This is a genomic window from Lysobacter sp. 22409, from assembly GCF_052045105.1.
Classification (GTDB): Bacteria; Pseudomonadota; Gammaproteobacteria; order Xanthomonadales; family Xanthomonadaceae; genus Lysobacter; species Lysobacter antibioticus_B.
The window spans coordinates 55,928-72,351 of sequence record NZ_JBQEOE010000030.1 but is presented as its reverse complement, the minus strand read 5'-3'; the positions used below and the strand labels follow the sequence as shown (position 1 = coordinate 72,351).

Here is a 16,424-nt window from a genome sequence, read left to right as displayed (position 1 = left end):
CTTTTGTCATAAGCAACAAAAGAAAGGTAACCAAAGAAAAATGCTTTTCTTTGAATCAAGGGCCCGCACGAGCGATGCATACGCAGGGATTTTTCATACGGGACATCCCTGTCCCGATGAAAAACGGCCCGCATCCCTGCGGGCCGCCCTTCGGGTCTTCGATTGCCTTCGCGAGTGCTGAGCTGCGCACAGCAACAGCCAGGGCCCGGCCACGGTCACGGACGCATCGGCCTCCACGGGCAGGGTCGCACCGGCTTGGGACTCACGGTCGCGGCTTACGCCGCTCCTACAGAGAGTTACCGGACCACCGGACCAGGCCTCAGCCTACCGGCTCCGCCTCGAACCCCAGGGCGGCCGAGTTGATGCAATAACGCAAACCGGTCGGCCGCGGGCCGTCCGGGAACACATGTCCCAGGTGCGATTGGCAGCGCGCGCATTTGACCTCGACCCGGCGCATTCCGTGACTCTCGTCGGCCACCTCGGCCACCGCTTCGGGCCGCAAGGGCTGCCAGTAGCTCGGCCACCCGCTGCCGGAGTCGTACTTGGCCTGCGAGGAGAACAGAGCCTCGCCGCAGGCGGCGCAGGTGTAGGTGCCGGCTTCCTTGTGGTTCCAGAACCGCCCGGTGAAGGCCCGCTCGGTCGCCGAGCAACGGCAGACGGCGTATTGCTCCGGGGATAACTGCTCGCGCCATTCAGCTTCGCTCTTCTCGACCGATGCCGGGGGGGGACTGGGAAGCTGGCTCATGACTCCTCCGATGGGGCGGTCGCGTTCCGGGAAAATGAACGCCGATGCCGCTTAGATGGCGCCCGCGTTGCCCGCTTGCAAGGGATACGGCAAGCTAACGACCGTTTTTCCGTCCACCGGATGCTCGCGTGCGCAAACCCCTTCGCCTGCTCCCGTTGTCGCTGTGCATCGCCATCGCCCTGCCCGCTTATGCGGCGGACGACAACGAGAATTGGGGCCTGTGTCCGCTGATCGACGCCGTGCCGTCCTTCGACGACGCCCCGACCCCGACCGGCACCGCCGAACAGCGCGCCGAGCAGCCGACCGATATCGACGGCGGCACCCTGCAACGGGCCGGGACCGACGACAACATCGTCGTCCAGGACAATGTGCGCTTGAGCCGCGGCGACCAGTTCCTGGGCACCGACAAGCTCAGCTACAACCAGGAATCGGGCAAGTACACGGCCGAAGGCCATGTCCGTTACCAGGATTCGAGCATGCGCCTGGTCGCCGAGCGCGCCGAGGGCGACCAGAACGCCGACCAGCACCGCATCGACGACGTCGAGTACCAATTGACCGCGCGCCGCGGCAACGGCGGCGCCGAGCGCATCGAGCTCAACGGCCCCAAGGGCGCCCTGCACGGTTCGACCTATTCGACCTGCGCGCCGAACCAGCGCTCCTGGGAGCTGCGCGCCCACCGCATCGACATCGACACCGCCGAAGGCATGGGCGTGGCGCGCAACGCCACCCTGCGCATCGGCAAGGTGCCGGTGCTGTACGTGCCGTGGTTCGTGTTCCCGGTCGACGACCGCCGCCGCACCGGCCTGCTGTATCCGAACATCGGCCTGTCGGGCAAGAACGGCTTCGACTGGCGCCAGCCGATCTACCTCAACCTGGCGCCGAACTACGACGCCACCCTGTATCCGCGCTACATGAGCAAGCGCGGCCTGGCCATGGGCGGCGAGTTCCGCTGGCTGTACGGCAGCGGTTCCGGCGAGGTTTCGGGCAACTGGATGCCGAACGACGACCTGGCCGGCAACGACCCGGGCCGCTACACCGATTACCGTCGCGACCCGCCGGTGCAGATCCCGCGCGACCGCATGCCGGAGAAGAACCGCGGCGAGTTCGCGCTGAAGACCACCCATCGCCTCGACGGCACCTGGTACGCCGCCGCCAATCTGGCCTGGGTCAGCGATAAGTACTACCTGCAGGATTTCAGCAACAGTCTGTACGGCCAGTCGGCGATCTCGCTGCGCAGCGAGGTCGGCCTATACGGCCGTGGCCGCTATTGGGACGCAAGCCTGATCGCCGACCACAACCAACTGGCCGACTTCACCCTGCAGGAAAACTCGCTGGCCTACGACCGCCTGCCGCGCGCGACCTTCCATTGGGCGCAGCCGTTCGGCAAGTGGGTCGAGGCCGGCGTCGACACCGAAGCGGTGCGTTTCCAGCACGAAGACGTCAAGTTCACCCCGGGCGATCCGAACGCACCGATCGGCCTGCGCCGCGACATGCCCGGCGGCAGCCGTTTCGACGTCAAGCCCTACGTCAGCTTCCCGCTCGAGGGCGCGAGCTGGTTCATCCGCCCCAAGCTGGCCTGGCGCTACACCGCCTATGAGCTGGAGCGCGGCATGGCCCAGCAGATGGCCGAGCAGCAGGCCGCGGCCTTCGTCGCCGCCAACCCGACGGTGCCCAACACGCCGGCGCTGGTGCGCAGCTTCTACGACAAGTCGCCGAGCCGCAGCCTGCCGATCACCTCGATCGACGCCGGCATGTACTTCGATCGCGAGACCGAGATCCGCGGCGACCACTACCTGCACACCCTGGAGCCGCGCGTCTTCTATCTGCGCGCGCCGTATCGCGACCAGGCCGGCATGCCGCTGTTCGACACCAACCCGATGTCGTTCAGCTGGGGCGCGCTGTTCCGCGACAACCGCTACACCGGCGCCGACCGCCAGACCGACGCCAACCAGCTCACCACCGCCCTGACCACGCGCCTGATCAGCCAGGACGACGGCCGCGAGCGGTTGGCGGCGAGCATCGGCCAGATCCAGTATTTCGACGACATCCGCGTCGTCGCCGGCGCCGAAACCCCGATCAAGCAGGGCAAGTCGGCCTGGGTCGCCGACGTCAGCGTGTCGCCGAGCGACCGCTGGACGATCAACGCGACCTACCAGTGGGATCCCAAGCTGCGCAGCGAGGATCTCGCCAGCCTGCGGGCTCGCTACCTGTTCGGCAACAACGGCGTGGTCAATTTCGGTTATCGCTACCGCCGCGACCTGTCGGTGGCGCCGACCGCGCCGAAGGACAGGCGCGACCTGTTCGAGCAGGCCGACTTCTCGTTCCTGTATCCGATCAACGACAACTGGAGCGTGGTCGGCCGCTACTACTACTCGATCAAGGACAAGCGCGCGCTCGAACAGATCGCCGGCGTGCAGTGGGAAAGCTGCTGCCTGGCGGTCCGCCTGATCGCCCGCCGCTACCAGCGCAACCGTTCCGAAGACCTCAACAGCTCGCTTCAGGTGGAGTTCGAGCTCAAGGGCCTAGGCTCCGCCGGCCAGAACACGGAGCGCGTTTTGCGCCGTGCTATTCTCGGTTATAACCGCGACGACCTGTATCTGGCGCCGCCGTCTCCCACGGTCAGCCGCCAAAATCGCGGCAACGACGCCGAATCGACTCTCGACCCGACCCTATGAACAAATTCTTCGCGAGCCCGCTCCTGGCGAGCCCGGTTTTGGCAAGTCTGCTGGCCGCCGGCCTGCTGTTCGGCGGGAACGTCCGGGCTCAGGATCTGCAGCCGATCGACCGCATCGCGGCCGTGGTCGACGAGGACGTGATCCTCAAGACCGAACTCGACCGCGCGATCGCCAACATCATGAATCAGTACGCCGGCCGCAGCGACCAGCTGCCGCCGCGCGACGTGCTTGAGCGCCAGGTGCTCGAGCGCCTGATCCTGCTCAAGATCCAGGTCGCCCAGGCCCAGGGCACCGGCGTGCGGGTGACCGATCAGGAAATCGACCAGGCCATCGGCGGCATCGCCAACTCGAACAAGATCAGCGTCGACCAACTGCGCCAGCAGCTGGCCCGCGACGGCAGTTCCTACAACGATTTCCGCAGCTCGATCCGCGACGAACTGCTGGTCCAGCGCCTGCGCCAGCGCTTCGCCCAGACCCGCATTTCGGTCAGCGACGCCGAGATCGACGCCGCCCTGGCCGCGCAGGCCAACACCGGCACCCAGTACCACCTTGCCCACATCCTGATCGCCCTGCCCGAAGGCGCCACGCCCGAGCAGATCGCGACCGCACAGAAGAAGGTCGAGGGCGTGAAGACGCTGATCGACAAGGGCGAGATGGACTTCAACGCCGCCGCCGTGCGCTATTCCGACAGCCCCAACGCGCTGGAAGGCGGCGATTTGGGCTGGCGCAGCCTGGACGAAATCCCGGCCGCGTTCGGCGAGCTGATGCGCAACATGAGCGCCGGCCAGGTCACCGCCCCGATCCGCGGCCCGAGCGGCTTCCAGTTGCTCAAGCTGGTCGAAGTGCGCGACGCCTCGCAGTCCGGTCCGAAGCTGGTCACCCAGTTCCATGCCCGCCACATCCTGGTCCGCATCAGCGACACCGTCAGCGAAGCGCAGGCCAAGGCCAAGGCCGAGACCCTGCGCGCCCGCATCGCCGGCGGCGCCAAGTTCGAGGACGTGGTCAAGGAAAGCTCGGAAGACCTGACCTCGCAGGCCAAGGGCGGCGACCTGGGCTGGTTCACCCAGGACGAGTTCGGCCCCGAGTTCGGCGGCGCCGTCGCGGCACTGGCCGACAACGAAATCTCGCAGCCGATCCACAGCCAGGCCGGTTACCACATCGTCCAGCGCATCGGCAGCCGCCAGAGCGACGTCGCCGACCAGAGCAAGCGCGCCCAGGTCCAGGAGACCATCGGCCGTCGCAAGCTCGAGGAAGAATGGAACCGCTACCTGCGCGAGAAGCGCGGCGAAGCCTTCGTCGACTTCCGCGTCGGCAAGGGCGCCGAAGAGACCACCGCGCCGGCGGAACCGGCCAAGCCGGCCGCGTCCGGCGGCTGACGTGACCCTGCCCCGGCTCGCGCTGGTGCCGGGCGAGCCGGCCGGCGTCGGGCCGGAGCTCTGCCTGCGGCTGATCCAGCAGGCGCGCGACTACGACCTGGTCGCCTTCGCCGATGCGCGCAGCCTGCGCGCCGCCGCCGACGCACTCGGCCTGCCCCTGACCCTGCTGCCGCCGGACCGCCCTTCGCGGGCTCCCGGCGAGCTGGCCCTGGTCGAAATCCCCAACGCCGTCGTCCCCGCCTTCGGCCAACCCGACCCGCGCAATGCCGCGGCGGTGATCGGCGCGTTGCGCGCCGGCGCCGAGGGCTGCCTGCGCGGCGAATTCGACGGCCTGGTCACCGGCCCGGTGCACAAGGCGGTCATCAACGAGGGCGGCATCGCCTACAGCGGTACCACCGAGCTGCTCGCCGAACAGGCCGGCTGCGAGGTGGTGATGCTGCTGGCCAACGACATCGTCCGGGTCGGCCTGGCCACCACCCATTTGCCGCTGCGCGCGGTCGCCGACGCGATCGAACCGATCTCGCTGGCCCGCACCCTGCGCATCATCGAGACGGCGCTGCGCCAGGACTTCGGCATCGCCGAGCCGGTGATCGCCGTGCTCGGCCTCAACCCGCATGCGGGCGAGGCCGGCCACATGGGCCGCGAGGAAATCGAGGTCATCGAGCCGGTGCTGGCCGCGCTGCGCGCCCAGGGCCTCGACCTGGTCGGCCCGCTGCCGGCCGACACCGCCTTCCTGCCGGCCAAGCTGCGCGGTTTCGACGCGGTGCTGGCGATGTACCACGACCAGGGCCTGCCGGTGCTCAAGTACAGCGGCTTCGAGCGTGCGGTGAACATGACCCTAGGACTACCCTATCCGCGCGTCGCGGTCGATCATGGCACCGCGCTCGACCTCGCCGGCCGCGGCCTGGCCGATCCGTCCAGCCTGATCGCCGCCGCCGAAACCTGCGCGCGCATCGCGCGCACCCGCCGCAGCACGTCCGGAGGCACGCCATGACCGGCACGGCCAGATCGCATGCCAAGGGTTTCAAGCCCGAGGCCAAGAAACACCTGGGCCAGCACTTCCTGCACGACGGCGGCATCATCGCCATGATCGTGCAGGCGGTGGACCCCAAGCCCGGCGACCATCTGGTCGAGATCGGCCCGGGCCAGGGCGCGATCACCTTCCCCTTGCTCGACCGCCACGGCGAACTGACCGTGATCGAGTTCGACCGCGACCTGATCTTCCCGCTGACCGACGGCGCACGCGCCCACGGCACCCTGGAAGTGATCCACCGCGATGTGCTGACCGTGGATTTCACCGCGCTGGCCAACGAGGACAAGATCCGCCTGGTCGGCAACCTGCCCTACAACCTGTCCTCGCCGATCCTGTTCCATGCCCTCGACCATGCCGCGGTGATCCGCGACATGCACTTCATGCTGCAGAAGGAAGTGGTCGACCGCATGGCCGCCGGCCCCGGCAGCAAGGTCTTCGGCCGCCTCAGCGTCATGCTGCAGGCCTACTGCCAAGTGATCGCCCTGTTCGATGTGCCGCCGGGCGCATTTCGTCCGCCGCCGAAGGTCGATTCGGCCGTGGTGCGGATGATTCCGCATGCGCCCGACAAGATCGGCATCGTCGACCACGCCCTGTTCGCGCGCGTGGTCCGCGATGCCTTCGGCCAGCGCCGCAAGACCCTGCGCAACGCGCTCTCGCAGGTCTGCGACGGCGCCGCGATCGAGGCCGCCGGGCTGCGTCCGGACGCGCGCGCCGAGCAGATCGAAGTCGCCGATTTCGTGCGCCTGGCCAATGCGCTCGCCGCCAGCGGCGCGGTCCTGGCCGAGCCCGGCAAGAATTAGCGCCTGCGCCGCGGGCCTGCGGTCCGCGGTGCGTTCGTACCTTGCGGTCCTGGCCGCGACGATGCGCCGCCGTGCATGCGACGCGCCCGAAGCGCCGCCATCGCGGCCGAGCGTCGATGCAGGTTTTGTGCCGACTGCGGACCGCGGTCCGGCGGCGCATCTCGGCTTTCGCGGCGTCCACGCAGGCCGCTCACCGATTATCACGACCGGCGGGGCGGCCCACGATTTCGGCCGAATGTCGTTATTTTCACGACTCATTCCCGCTTCATGCCCGCTTTGCTTAAACTGCCGCCATGGAACACCACCACGACTATGCTTTCGACATCGATGTGGCGACCCGCTACCTGGACGACCAGTCCGAACCGGAGCAGGACCGCTACGTCTTTGCCTACACCATCCATATCCGCAACGCCGGCAAGATTCCCGCGCGCCTGATGTCGCGCCACTGGGTCATCACCGACGCGAACGGCAAGGTGCAGGAAGTGCGCGGCGAAGGCGTGGTGGGCGAACAACCGTGGTTGCGTCCGGGCGACGACTACGAGTACACCTCGGGCGCCGTGCTGGAAACCAGCTTGGGAACGATGGAAGGCAGTTACGCGATGGTCGCCGACGACGGCACCCGCTTCGACGCGCAGATTCCGCCGTTCACGCTCACCATCCCGCGCACCCTGCATTGAGCGCGGACCACGTATGAGCGTTTGGGCAATAGGCGACCTCCAGGGCTGTTACGACGCGACCCAGCGCTTGCTGGAACGGATCGCCTTCGATCCGGCGCGCGACACGCTGTGGTTCTGCGGCGATCTGGTCAACCGCGGCGGGCAGTCGCTGGAGACTCTGCGCCTGGTGCATTCGTTGCGCCAGAACAGCATCGTCGTGCTCGGCAACCACGACCTGTCGCTGCTCGCGATCGGCGAGCGCACCGAGGAAGAGCAGCGCAAGGTCAACCCCGACCTGCAGCGCATCGTCCTGGCCGAGGACCGCAACGAACTGCTCGGCTGGCTACGCATGCAGAAGCTGGTCCAGGTCGACCGCAAGCTCGGCTGGATGATGGTGCATGCCGGTCTGGCGCCGAAGTGGACCACGACCATGGCCGAGCGCCATGCGCGCGAGGTCGAGGAGCGCCTGCACGGCGACCAGTACCGGCGCCTGCTCAAGAACATGTACGGCGATCGCCCGGCCTGGAATCCCAAGCTGGCCGGCATCGACCGCCATCGCGCGATCATCAACATCTTCACCCGCCTGCGTTATTGCACGCCGCGCGGCCGCATCGCCTTCGAGGACAAGGGCAGCCCGGGCACCCAGCCGGTCGGCCTCTACCCCTGGTACGAAGTGCCGGGCCGCGCCGAGCGCGACCTCAAGATCGTCTGCGGGCACTGGTCGACCCTCGGCCTCTTCATCGGCCACGGCGTGCACGCGATCGACACCGGCGCGGTCTGGGGCGGCAAACTCACCGCGCTGCAACTCGACACCGACGAGTTGCGACTGGTGCAGGTGCCCGGTCGCGACGTGCCGGCCAACCCGCCGCGGCCGCGTCCGCCGCGCCCGCCGCAAGGGCAGCCGAAGTAAGCCGGTGCGCCAGGGACGGTCGCGGCCACTGCTGAAGATCGCGGCCCTCGCGGTCGCCGCCGCCTGCGCCGCCTGTTCGCGCGCACCGCAGCAACCGGCCTCATCGGGCGCGCCGTCTGCTATACAACCGGCGGCCTCATCGCGCGATGTCGCGGCGTCGCCGCCGTTGGTCGTCGCCGCGCGCGCGCAGATCGGCGTGACCCGTCTCTACGACCCGGCCTATGTGCGTTTGTCCTATCCCGGCGGCGATGTCGCCGCCGATCGCGGGGTCTGTACCGACGTGGTGATCCGCGCTCTGCGCACCCAGGGGCTCGATCTGCAGCAGGCCGTGCACGAAGACATGCGCGCGAACTTCGCCGCCTATCCCTCGAACTGGCGCGCAAGCGCGACCGATCGCAGCATCGATCACCGCCGCGTGCCGAACCTGCGCCGCTGGTTCGAGCGCCAGGCCTGGTCGCTGCCGGTCAGCGATCGCGCCGCCGACTATCGCCCCGGCGATCTGGTCACCTGGGACCTCGGCCGCGGCGTGCCGCACATCGGCATCGTCTCCGACCGCAAATCCTATCGGGGCCGGCCGCTGATCCTGCACAACATCGCCCGCGGCACCCAGGAAGACGACCTGCTGTTCGACTACACCATCACCGGCCACTATCGGCCGAAGTTGGACCGCGGCAGCGCGAGCGTGGCGCGCCGATAGCCGTCATCCCCACGAAGGCGGGGACCCACCGGACTCATCCCTGCAGAACCCGCGCGACGGCGGCTCCAAGCTTAAGCGCCGTCAGGCCTATGCCTCGTTCTCGCAAGTCTCTTCCTTGCCGTCATCCCCGCGAAGGCGGGGATCCAAAGCCGCCGGATTCACCCGGGCAGAGCCTTCACGACGGACTCGCCCGTCAATCCATTCCCAAGCGCAGGTAATCGACGAACTCGAACGCGAACTCGTTGCGCTCATCGGCTGCATGCGCCTCGCGCGAAATCACGCGCCATTCGGCGGCATCGAAGCGCGGGAAGAAGGCATCGGCGCCTTCGACTTCGGTATCGACCCGGGTCAAATGCAAACGCGTGGCCGCGGCCAGGCACAGCGCATAGACCTCGCCGCCGCCGATCACGCACAACTCGGCGGCGCCGTCGCCCTGCGCCAGTTCCAGCGCCTGTTCGACCGAGCCCACCGCTTCCATGCCGGCGAACGGCACCTCGTTCGAGCGGGTCAGCACCAGGTTGCGCCGGCCCGGCAACGCGCGTCCCAGCGACTGCGCGGTCTTGCGCCCCATCAGCAGCGGCTTGCCGAGAGTCAGCGCCTTGAAGCGTTTGAGGTCGTCGGAAAGACGCCACGGCAAGGCATTGTCGCGGCCGATGGCGTGGTTGCGGTCGAGTGCGGCGATCAGGCTCAGGCGCGGAGTTGCCGATGCGGTCATTGCAAAGCCTCGTCGAGAATCTTCGATAAGCGAGTACGCGGCGTGGAGCCATCGGCGGTGTCGAACTCGATATCGTCGAGTTTCCACACCCCGTCCTCGCGCCGCATCAGCGCATCGTCGCGCCACTGCCGCCCGGGGCCCTGCCCCTCGGGCAAGTCGCTGCCGGTCAGCAGGATCTGCACACGCTCGGCGTCGACGCTCATAGCGGTGCGCCGGCCCAGCGCGAACGAAAGAATCATTTCGTCCTGCGCCGCACTGCTGAATACATCGCCTTCGATCAGAGGCGGCTTCAGGTCCGGATGCGCGGCAATGAACGCGGTTTGTGCGCGTTGCGCACGCTCCAGGCGTTGCCACAAGGCGCGAGTCAACAGCGGCCGGTAGGCGGCCAGGCGCGCACCGCGCGGCAGGCCCGAGGCGAAGCCGGACATGGCCGGCGCACCGTCTTCGCCATAACCGCGCAGATGAGCGCGATAGAACGCGGCGGCGGCCGCATCGCTGCGAGCCGTGTCGTCGGCCGTAGCCGGCGCAACCGGCGCCGCGGCCGGCCGACGATCGGCGCGCTCGCTCGTCGTCCCGCATGCGCTCGCAGCAAGCGCGATCGACAGGGCCAGGCACGGGCCAGCAATGGAAGGTCGCAGCATGATCGCTCCTGCGGCGCCAACGGCGGCGCCGGAAGCGGTCACACTAATCCGGCGCGCGTTCAAACCGCGTCTAGCACAGTCGTGCAAGCCGCTCGCTCAGACCGCGACCGGCGCCTTGATCGCCGGCAGCGGGTCGTAGCCTTCGATGGCGATGTCGTCGTAACTGAAGCCGAAGACGTCCTCGATCTCGGGATTGAGCTTCAACTTCGGCAACGCGCGCGGCGTGCGCGAAAGCTGTTCGCGCGCCTGCTCGTAGTGGTTCGAATACAGGTGCGCGTCGCCGAGGGTGTGGACGAAATCGCCGACGCCCAGGCCGCAGACCTGCGCGACCATGTGGGTCAGCAGCGCATAGCTGGCGATGTTGAACGGCACGCCGAGGAAGATGTCGCCGCTGCGCTGGTACAGCTGGCAGCTGAGCTTGCCGTCGGCGACGTAGAACTGGAACAGGGCGTGGCAAGGCATGAGCGCCATCTGCGGCAGGTCGGCGACGTTCCAGGCGCTGACGATCAAACGGCGCGAATCGGGATTGCGCTTGATCTCGTCGACGACCCAGCGGATCTGGTCGATCTCGACGCCTTGCGCGCCGGCCCAACGCCGCCACTGCTTGCCGTAGACCGGGCCGAGCTCGCCGTCGGCATCGGCCCACTCGTCCCAGATGCTTACCTTGTGCTCTTTCAGGTAGGCGGTGTTGGTCTCGCCCTTGAGGAACCACAGCAGCTCATGGACGATCGAGCGCAGGTGCAGTTTCTTAGTGGTGACCAGCGGGAAGCCGGCGTTCAAATCGAAACGCAGTTGCCAGCCGAACACGCTGCGCGTGCCGGTGCCGGTGCGGTCGGATTTCTCGGTGCCGTGTTCCAGCACGTGACGCAGGAGATCGAGGTATTGCTGCATGGTCTCAGCCCTTCGCCGGTTCGGCCGCGAGCGGCTGCGGTTGCAGGGTCGGCGAGCGCGTCGACAGCCACAGCCAGAACAGGCCGAGCAGGATCAGCGGCACGCTCAACACCTGGCCCATGGTCAGCCAGCCGAACGCGAGGTAGCCGTGTTCGCCGATCTGCGCATCGGGCACGCGCACGAACTCGACCAGGAAACGGAAGCAGCCGTACAGCAGCGCGAACAGGCCCGACACCGCATAGCGCGGACGCGGCTTGCTCGAGAACCACCACAACGCGACGAACATCACCAGGCCTTCGAGCAGCGCTTGATAGAGCTGCGAAGGATGACGGGCGAAACGGTCGAGACCGCCGCCGGCGAATTGGGTCTGCAATTGCTCGGCGGTCCAGCCGGCAAATTCCGGCGCGCGCGGGAAGATCACGCCCCAGCCGGCATCGGTGGTCTTGCCCCACAACTCGCCGCCGATGTAGTTGCCGAGGCGGCCGAAACCGAGACCGGGCGGCACCAGCGGCGCGACGAAATCCATCACGTCGAAGAAATGCGTGCGTTGGCGGTGCGACCACCACAGGGCCGCGGCCATCACCCCGAGCAGGCCGCCGTGGAAGCTCATGCCGCCTTCCCAGATGCGGAACAGCATCAAGGGGTCCTTGAGCAGTTCGGCGAAGTTGTAGAAGACCACGTAGCCGATGCGGCCGCCGAGGACCACGCCGAGCATGGCGTAGAACAGCAGGTCGCCGTAGGCCTGCTCGCCGACGCCGGGCAGGCGGCCGTCACGGATCCGGCGCCGCCCGAGCCACCAGGCGGTGACGAAACCGAGCAGATACATGATCCCGTACCAGTGGACTTGCAGCGGGCCTAGAGAGATCGCGATCGGGTCGATCTGGTGCAGGATGGTCATGCGGCGTGACGATTCTTGAGGGACGATGACCGCCGTATTGTGCCCCACGCGGCCTGTACCAGGGGCGCCGCCGAGGCCCCCGAATCGGCACGGACACAGTGTTCCGGAAGCGATCCGGCCCATTGCGGCAAACTCGCGCATTGGCCCCGATGGGCAAGGCCCGGCCGACCCTGGAGCCCGCCGACGCCGATCGGCCCGCTTACAGCAGGACCGGGCGATCCGGCAATTCGTTGCCGTCGTCGAGCGCGCCGCGCGCGCGCGGGAACTGTTCGGCGACGATGTCCGACAAGGCGGCGATGCCGCCGAGCACCGCGGCCTCGGCATCCCCGGCGCTCAAGGCCTGCTGGATGTCGTCGCAGACCGCCTGCCAGCGCTCATGGCCGACCCGCGAGGCATAGCCGCGATCGGCGACGATCTCGATGCGATGGTCGGCCAACAGCAGATACAACAGCACCCCGCTGTTGCCGGCGGTGTCCCAGACCCGCAGTTGGGCGAAGGCCTCATGCGCCGCCGCGCGCGCATCCTGGCCGGCGAACAGCTCTCGCAGCGGCAAGCGCTCCTCGACCGCGAAGCAGATCTGGCCGTGATGACGCGACTCGCTGGCCGCGATGGCCGCGGCGATGCGTTGCAGGCTGGCTTCGGGAAACAACCGTCGGGCCGAAGGCGCACACAGATGACGGAGCCAACGCATCACCAACTCCCCGAGGCGCCGCCGCCTCCGCTGGAACCGCCGCCGCCCGACCAGCCGCCACCGCCACCACCGCCACCACCGCCGCCCCAACCGCCGCCGCCGTAACCGCCCCAGCCGCCGCTGCGGACGAACTGCCCGCCGCTGCCGCCGAGCAGGCCGACGAACAAACCGATCAACGCCGTCAGGCCGACCAGCCACCAGGCCAGCGACAACAACCAGGCGATGCCGCCGACGACCAGCCCGGACGCGAGCCCGCGCACCAGCGCCGGCAGCCGGCCGAGCACGGCGCGCACGAACTGCCCGCCGAAGATCGCGATGAAGAAGGCGAGCACCCAGCCCTCCTCGCCGCCGCCGTCGTCCTGGGTCTGGCGCGCCATCGGCGGCGGCAGCGGTTCGCCGTCGATCAGCTTGACCAGCATGGCGGTCGCGTCGACCAAGCCGCCGGCGTAATCGCCGCTGCGGAATTTCGGCGCGAGGTATTCCTGGATGATGCGGCCGGACTGGGCATCGGTGATCGCGCCCTCCAGGCCGTAGCCGACTTCGATACGCACGCGGCGGTCGTCCTTGGCCACGACCAGCAGCACGCCGTCGTCGACGTCCTTGCGGCCGAGCTTGAACTGTTCGTAGGCGCGCACCGCATACGAGTCGATGTCCTCCGGCGCGGTGCTCGCCACCACCAGCACCTGCAACTGGCTGCCCTTGCGCTGCTGCAGCGCACGCGCCTGTGCTTCCAATTGCGAACGGGTGGCGGCGTCGAGCGTGCCGGTGGTGTCGACCACCGGCGAGGTCATCGCCGGGATCGCAGCCGAAGCCTGCGCCCGCACCGGCAACGCGGCGAACGCCAATAGCACGACGCTCAGGCAGACGGCGACCCAGGCGACGGGCGTGCCGTGGCCGAACCCGCGCGTGCGTGCGGGGAACGCCGTCATCGGACGGCGATCAGCCCTGCGCCGGAGCGGGCTGCGCCGCGGCAGGCGGCGTGCTGGCCGGCGCTGCGGGCGCCGGCTGGCCGAAATCGACCTTCGGCGCTTCCTGGATCTCGGCCGGGTTCTCGACGGTGAAGTTGGGCTTGGTCGAGTAGCCGAACAGCTTCGCGGTGAGGTTGGTCGGGAACTGGCGGATGTAGGTGTTGTAGTCCTGGACCGTGCCGATATAACGCTGGCGCTCGACCGTGATCCGGTTTTCGGTGCCTTCGAGCTGGGTCTGCAGGCTCAGGAAGCTCTGGTCGGCCTTGAGCTGCGGGTAATTCTCGCTGACCACCAGCAAGCGCCCGATCGCCCCGCGCAACTCGCCCTGGGCCTGCTCGAACTGCTTCAGCGACTCGGGATTGTTGGCGTCGACATTGATGCTGCCGACCTTGGCGCGCGCCTCGGTGACCTGGGTCAGCACCTGTTGTTCGTGGCTGGCGTAGCCCTTCACCGTCGCGACCAGGTTCGGCACCAGGTCGGCGCGGCGCTTGTAGACGTTCAGCACCTGCGACCAGGCCGCGGTGACCGCCTCGTCCTTCTGCTGGATGGTGTTGTAGCCGCAGCCGCTGAGCAGCGCGGTCAGCGCAAGCACGATCAAGGCTCGGAACATGGCGCGACTCCTACTGGGTGACGGCCGCATTCCAGCACCGGCTGCCGGCCGGCGCAATGGACGCGGTGTGACGACGCCGGCCCGCCCGGGGCGCTATAAGCGCGGCCCCAATAAGCACCGCCGCAAACACGAAGGGCCGGTAATCGCTTGCCGGCCACAAACGGGAAGGGCCGGCAATCGCTTGCCGGCTACAAACAAGAAGGGCCGGCAATCGCTTGCCGGCCCTTGCGCTCGCTCGATCGATGCGGCTCGACGCTTATTCGGCGCTGAGACGCCGGTTCGCGCGCTTCTTCGCCCACAGGTTCAAGCATTCCACCAGGGCCGAGAAGCCCATTGCGCCGTAGATGTAGCCCTTCGGGATATGCACTTCCAGGCCGTCGGCGATCAGATACACGCCGACCAGGACGATGAAGGCCAGCGCCAGCATCTTGATGGTCGGGTTGTGGTCGATGAAGTAGCCCAGCGGCTTGGACGCCAGCAGCATCACCGCCACGGCGAGCAGGATCGCGGCGACCATGACCGGGGTGTGGTTGGCCATGCCGACCGCGGCGATCACCGAGTCCAGCGAGAACACGATGTCGATGACCGCGATCTGGGCGATGACCGCCATGAACGAGGCCGCCGGCTTGGTGTGCACGTCTTCGGATTCGTCCTCGCCGACGATCAGGTCCTTGACCTCCATCGAGCCCTTCACCAACAAGAAGGCGCCGCCGAGGATCAGCACCAGGTCGCGCACCGAGATGCCCTGGCCGAATACGGTGAACAGATCGTTGGTCAGGCCGGCCAGCCAGGCCAGCGTCAGCAGCAGCGCGATACGCGAGATGCAGGCCACCGCGATGCCGAACTTGCGCGCCTTCTCGCGGCTCTCGTAGGGCAGCTTGCTGACCGCGATCGAGATGAAGACGAGGTTGTCGATGCCCAGCACGATTTCGATCGCGCTCAGGGTGATCAGGGTGATCCAGACTTGCGGATCGGTCAGCAGTTCAATCACGTGCGGCATACCTCAAGATGTCGATAACGAAGAAACCTGCGGACCGGATCCGCAGACGGCGCNGCGGCCCGGTGTAAGCCAGGCGATGAAGCCGGCCGGATGGCGTGGGCGGCCCCGGGGCGCGCTCAGCCCATCAAATGAGTCCACAGCCGGGGGCCGAGAATCGCCGCCCAGGTCAGCAGCACGTTCATCAGCAACACGAACACCGCCGCCGAGCCCATGTCCTTGGCGCGTCCGGCCAATTCGTGGAACTCCGGGCCGTAGCGTTCGATGACCGCCTCGACCGCGGAGTTGAGCAATTCCACGCTCAGCACCAGCAGGATCGAACCGATCAGCAGCACCCGCTCGACCCCGCTTTCGCCGAACCACCAGCCCACTGGCGCGAGGGCCAGGAACAGGTAGACCTCGAGCCTGAACGAGGACTCGTGCAGCCAGGCCGCGCGCAGGCCCTGGAACGACCAGGTCGCCGCTTTCAGGATGCGTCCGGGACCGCGAGGCAGATGCCCGTATTCGTCAGCCATGGAGGCGGACTCCCTGCGACGAGGGGACCGCGGCATTGCGACGGAGGCACTCGGGCGGAGACGGCTCGAAGGTCGGCATGGACGCGGGTCTCGATCGTGCGGGGCCGGGACAGGCCGGGCGCGGCCGACGGCCGCTACAGGGCGGGGATTTTGCCACAAGCCCGGCAGGGGCGCCCTGACGGCAGGCGGCCGGATCTCGGTTTTGGGTGGCCCGGGCGGGCTCTGGCGCTTGTGCGCGGGTGGGGTGAGGGCCGTCGTAAGGCCCGATGAGATTCGGGTGAGGGGAAGTCAGACCGCGGCCTTCGAGGCTCTGGCTCTAGTTGTGGCTCTAGTTGTGGCTCTAGTTGTGGCTCTGGTTGTGGCTCTGGTTGTGGCTCTGGTTGTGGTTGTGGTCCTGGTTGTAGCTGTGGCTCTGGTTGTAGCTGTAGCTGTGGCTGTTGCTTTACCGGTCAAATGGAGACCCGGAGGGCGGCGCACAGGACGTGCGCCGTTTTTCGATAGGACAAGGATGTCCTATCGAAAAATTCCGGCGACAGCATCGCACTCGTGGCCTGTGCCCTTGCAAGGAGAGCCCTTTTCTTTGGTTACCTTTCTTTTGGGCTTAGC

The 16,424-nt window shown here is 67.7% G+C and carries 17 protein-coding genes and 1 pseudogene; 8 read left to right on the top strand and 10 right to left on the bottom strand.

Features of this window, described 5'->3' with window-relative positions; translation table 11 throughout:
* On the top strand, positions 1-181 hold a 181-nt coding region (locus ACTJJK_RS15585; RefSeq protein WP_440730655.1), incomplete at its 5' end, for a hypothetical protein.
* Positions 182-319: 138 nt separating this feature from the next.
* On the opposite strand, the gene msrB is transcribed toward ACTJJK_RS15585, so the two are convergent.
* Positions 320-745: a peptide-methionine (R)-S-oxide reductase MsrB gene (msrB, locus tag ACTJJK_RS15580; protein WP_031373877.1), complete on the bottom strand. Its 426-nt coding sequence runs from the start codon at positions 743-745 to the stop codon at positions 320-322.
* A 128-nt stretch (positions 746-873) separates the two neighbouring features.
* Between msrB and lptD the strand changes: the two genes are divergently transcribed.
* From lptD to ACTJJK_RS15545, 7 genes and pseudogenes are all read left to right on the top strand, one after another.
* Positions 874-3,420: an LPS assembly protein LptD gene (gene lptD / locus ACTJJK_RS15575; protein ID WP_031373878.1), complete on the top strand. Its 2,547-nt coding sequence runs from the start codon at positions 874-876 to the stop codon at positions 3,418-3,420.
* Positions 3,417-4,796, top strand: a complete 1,380-nt coding sequence (locus ACTJJK_RS15570; protein WP_031373879.1) for a peptidylprolyl isomerase — start codon at positions 3,417-3,419, stop codon at positions 4,794-4,796. The genes lptD and ACTJJK_RS15570 overlap by 4 nt, the downstream gene beginning before the upstream one ends.
* Before the next feature lies 1 nt (position 4,797).
* Entirely contained in the window at positions 4,798-5,790 is a 993-nt protein-coding gene (gene pdxA / locus ACTJJK_RS15565; protein ID WP_031373880.1) for a 4-hydroxythreonine-4-phosphate dehydrogenase PdxA, read from the top strand.
* Positions 5,787-6,629: a 16S rRNA (adenine(1518)-N(6)/adenine(1519)-N(6))-dimethyltransferase RsmA gene (gene rsmA, locus ACTJJK_RS15560; RefSeq protein WP_223620291.1), complete on the top strand. Its 843-nt coding sequence runs from the start codon at positions 5,787-5,789 to the stop codon at positions 6,627-6,629. The genes pdxA and rsmA overlap by 4 nt, the downstream gene beginning before the upstream one ends.
* Before the next feature lie 293 nt (positions 6,630-6,922).
* Positions 6,923-7,306, top strand: coding sequence for a Co2+/Mg2+ efflux protein ApaG (apaG, locus tag ACTJJK_RS15555; RefSeq protein ID WP_031373882.1), 384 nt, complete (start codon positions 6,923-6,925; stop codon positions 7,304-7,306).
* A gap of 13 nt (positions 7,307-7,319) precedes the next feature.
* A pseudogene (locus tag ACTJJK_RS15550) lies at positions 7,320-8,258 on the top strand (symmetrical bis(5'-nucleosyl)-tetraphosphatase); the annotation flags it as partial.
* The gene (locus ACTJJK_RS15545; RefSeq protein ID WP_081931306.1) at positions 8,227-8,892 is read left to right on the top strand and encodes a DUF1287 domain-containing protein; all 666 of its coding nucleotides are present in this window, start codon (positions 8,227-8,229) and stop codon (positions 8,890-8,892) included. The pseudogene ACTJJK_RS15550 and the gene ACTJJK_RS15545, both read left to right, overlap by 32 nt.
* Before the next feature lie 193 nt (positions 8,893-9,085).
* Here ACTJJK_RS15545 and ACTJJK_RS15540 read toward each other — a convergent pair whose 3' ends face one another.
* The 9 genes from ACTJJK_RS15540 to ACTJJK_RS15500 form a co-directional block, all read right to left on the bottom strand.
* Complete coding sequence (locus tag ACTJJK_RS15540; RefSeq protein WP_031373885.1) at positions 9,086-9,607, bottom strand: dihydrofolate reductase; 522 nt, start codon at positions 9,605-9,607, stop codon at positions 9,086-9,088.
* Positions 9,604-10,248, bottom strand: a complete 645-nt coding sequence (locus ACTJJK_RS15535) for a hypothetical protein (RefSeq protein ID WP_440730654.1) — start codon at positions 10,246-10,248, stop codon at positions 9,604-9,606. The genes ACTJJK_RS15540 and ACTJJK_RS15535 overlap by 4 nt, the downstream gene beginning before the upstream one ends.
* Before the next feature lie 96 nt (positions 10,249-10,344).
* Positions 10,345-11,139, bottom strand: a complete 795-nt coding sequence (locus ACTJJK_RS15530) for a thymidylate synthase (RefSeq protein WP_408950803.1) — start codon at positions 11,137-11,139, stop codon at positions 10,345-10,347.
* 4 nt (positions 11,140-11,143) lie between these two features.
* Complete coding sequence (gene lgt / locus ACTJJK_RS15525) at positions 11,144-12,037, bottom strand: prolipoprotein diacylglyceryl transferase (RefSeq protein WP_440730653.1); 894 nt, start codon at positions 12,035-12,037, stop codon at positions 11,144-11,146.
* Between the two features lie 199 nt (positions 12,038-12,236).
* The gene (locus tag ACTJJK_RS15520; RefSeq protein ID WP_223620287.1) at positions 12,237-12,728 is read right to left on the bottom strand and encodes a TPM domain-containing protein; all 492 of its coding nucleotides are present in this window, start codon (positions 12,726-12,728) and stop codon (positions 12,237-12,239) included.
* The gene (locus tag ACTJJK_RS15515; RefSeq protein ID WP_440730652.1) at positions 12,728-13,657 is read right to left on the bottom strand and encodes a TPM domain-containing protein; all 930 of its coding nucleotides are present in this window, start codon (positions 13,655-13,657) and stop codon (positions 12,728-12,730) included. The genes ACTJJK_RS15520 and ACTJJK_RS15515 overlap by 1 nt, the downstream gene beginning before the upstream one ends.
* 10 nt (positions 13,658-13,667) lie before the next feature.
* Positions 13,668-14,306: a LemA family protein gene (locus tag ACTJJK_RS15510; protein WP_036149658.1), complete on the bottom strand. Its 639-nt coding sequence runs from the start codon at positions 14,304-14,306 to the stop codon at positions 13,668-13,670.
* 256 nt (positions 14,307-14,562) lie between these two features.
* Complete coding sequence (locus tag ACTJJK_RS15505) at positions 14,563-15,306, bottom strand: TerC family protein (protein ID WP_031373892.1); 744 nt, start codon at positions 15,304-15,306, stop codon at positions 14,563-14,565.
* A 116-nt stretch (positions 15,307-15,422) separates the two neighbouring features.
* Complete coding sequence (locus ACTJJK_RS15500; RefSeq protein WP_057918974.1) at positions 15,423-15,818, bottom strand: diacylglycerol kinase; 396 nt, start codon at positions 15,816-15,818, stop codon at positions 15,423-15,425.
* Positions 15,819-16,424 lie beyond the last annotated feature (606 nt).

Excerpts from the sequence above, each read along its gene's own strand:
- ACTJJK_RS15510 (WP_036149658.1), bottom strand. The coding sequence starts at position 14,306 with ATGTTCCGAGCCTTGATCGTGCTTGCGCTGACCGCGCTGCTCAGCGGC.
- ACTJJK_RS15520 (WP_223620287.1), bottom strand. The coding sequence starts at position 12,728 with ATGCGTTGGCTCCGTCATCTGTGTGCGCCTTCGGCCCGACGGTTGTTT.
- apaG (WP_031373882.1), top strand. The coding sequence starts at position 6,923 with ATGGAACACCACCACGACTATGCTTTCGACATCGATGTGGCGACCCGC.
- ACTJJK_RS15515 (WP_440730652.1), bottom strand. The coding sequence starts at position 13,657 with ATGACGGCGTTCCCCGCACGCACGCGCGGGTTCGGCCACGGCACGCCC.
- rsmA (WP_223620291.1), top strand. The coding sequence starts at position 5,787 with ATGACCGGCACGGCCAGATCGCATGCCAAGGGTTTCAAGCCCGAGGCC.
- ACTJJK_RS15500 (WP_057918974.1), bottom strand. The coding sequence starts at position 15,818 with ATGGCTGACGAATACGGGCATCTGCCTCGCGGTCCCGGACGCATCCTG.
- ACTJJK_RS15530 (WP_408950803.1), bottom strand. The coding sequence starts at position 11,139 with ATGCAGCAATACCTCGATCTCCTGCGTCACGTGCTGGAACACGGCACC.
- ACTJJK_RS15540 (WP_031373885.1), bottom strand. The coding sequence starts at position 9,607 with ATGACCGCATCGGCAACTCCGCGCCTGAGCCTGATCGCCGCACTCGAC.
- ACTJJK_RS15505 (WP_031373892.1), bottom strand. The coding sequence starts at position 15,306 with ATGCCGCACGTGATTGAACTGCTGACCGATCCGCAAGTCTGGATCACC.
- lgt (WP_440730653.1), bottom strand. The coding sequence starts at position 12,037 with ATGACCATCCTGCACCAGATCGACCCGATCGCGATCTCTCTAGGCCCG.
- ACTJJK_RS15535 (WP_440730654.1), bottom strand. The coding sequence starts at position 10,248 with ATGCTGCGACCTTCCATTGCTGGCCCGTGCCTGGCCCTGTCGATCGCG.
- ACTJJK_RS15570 (WP_031373879.1), top strand. The coding sequence starts at position 3,417 with ATGAACAAATTCTTCGCGAGCCCGCTCCTGGCGAGCCCGGTTTTGGCA.
- msrB (WP_031373877.1), bottom strand. The coding sequence starts at position 745 with ATGAGCCAGCTTCCCAGTCCCCCCCCGGCATCGGTCGAGAAGAGCGAA.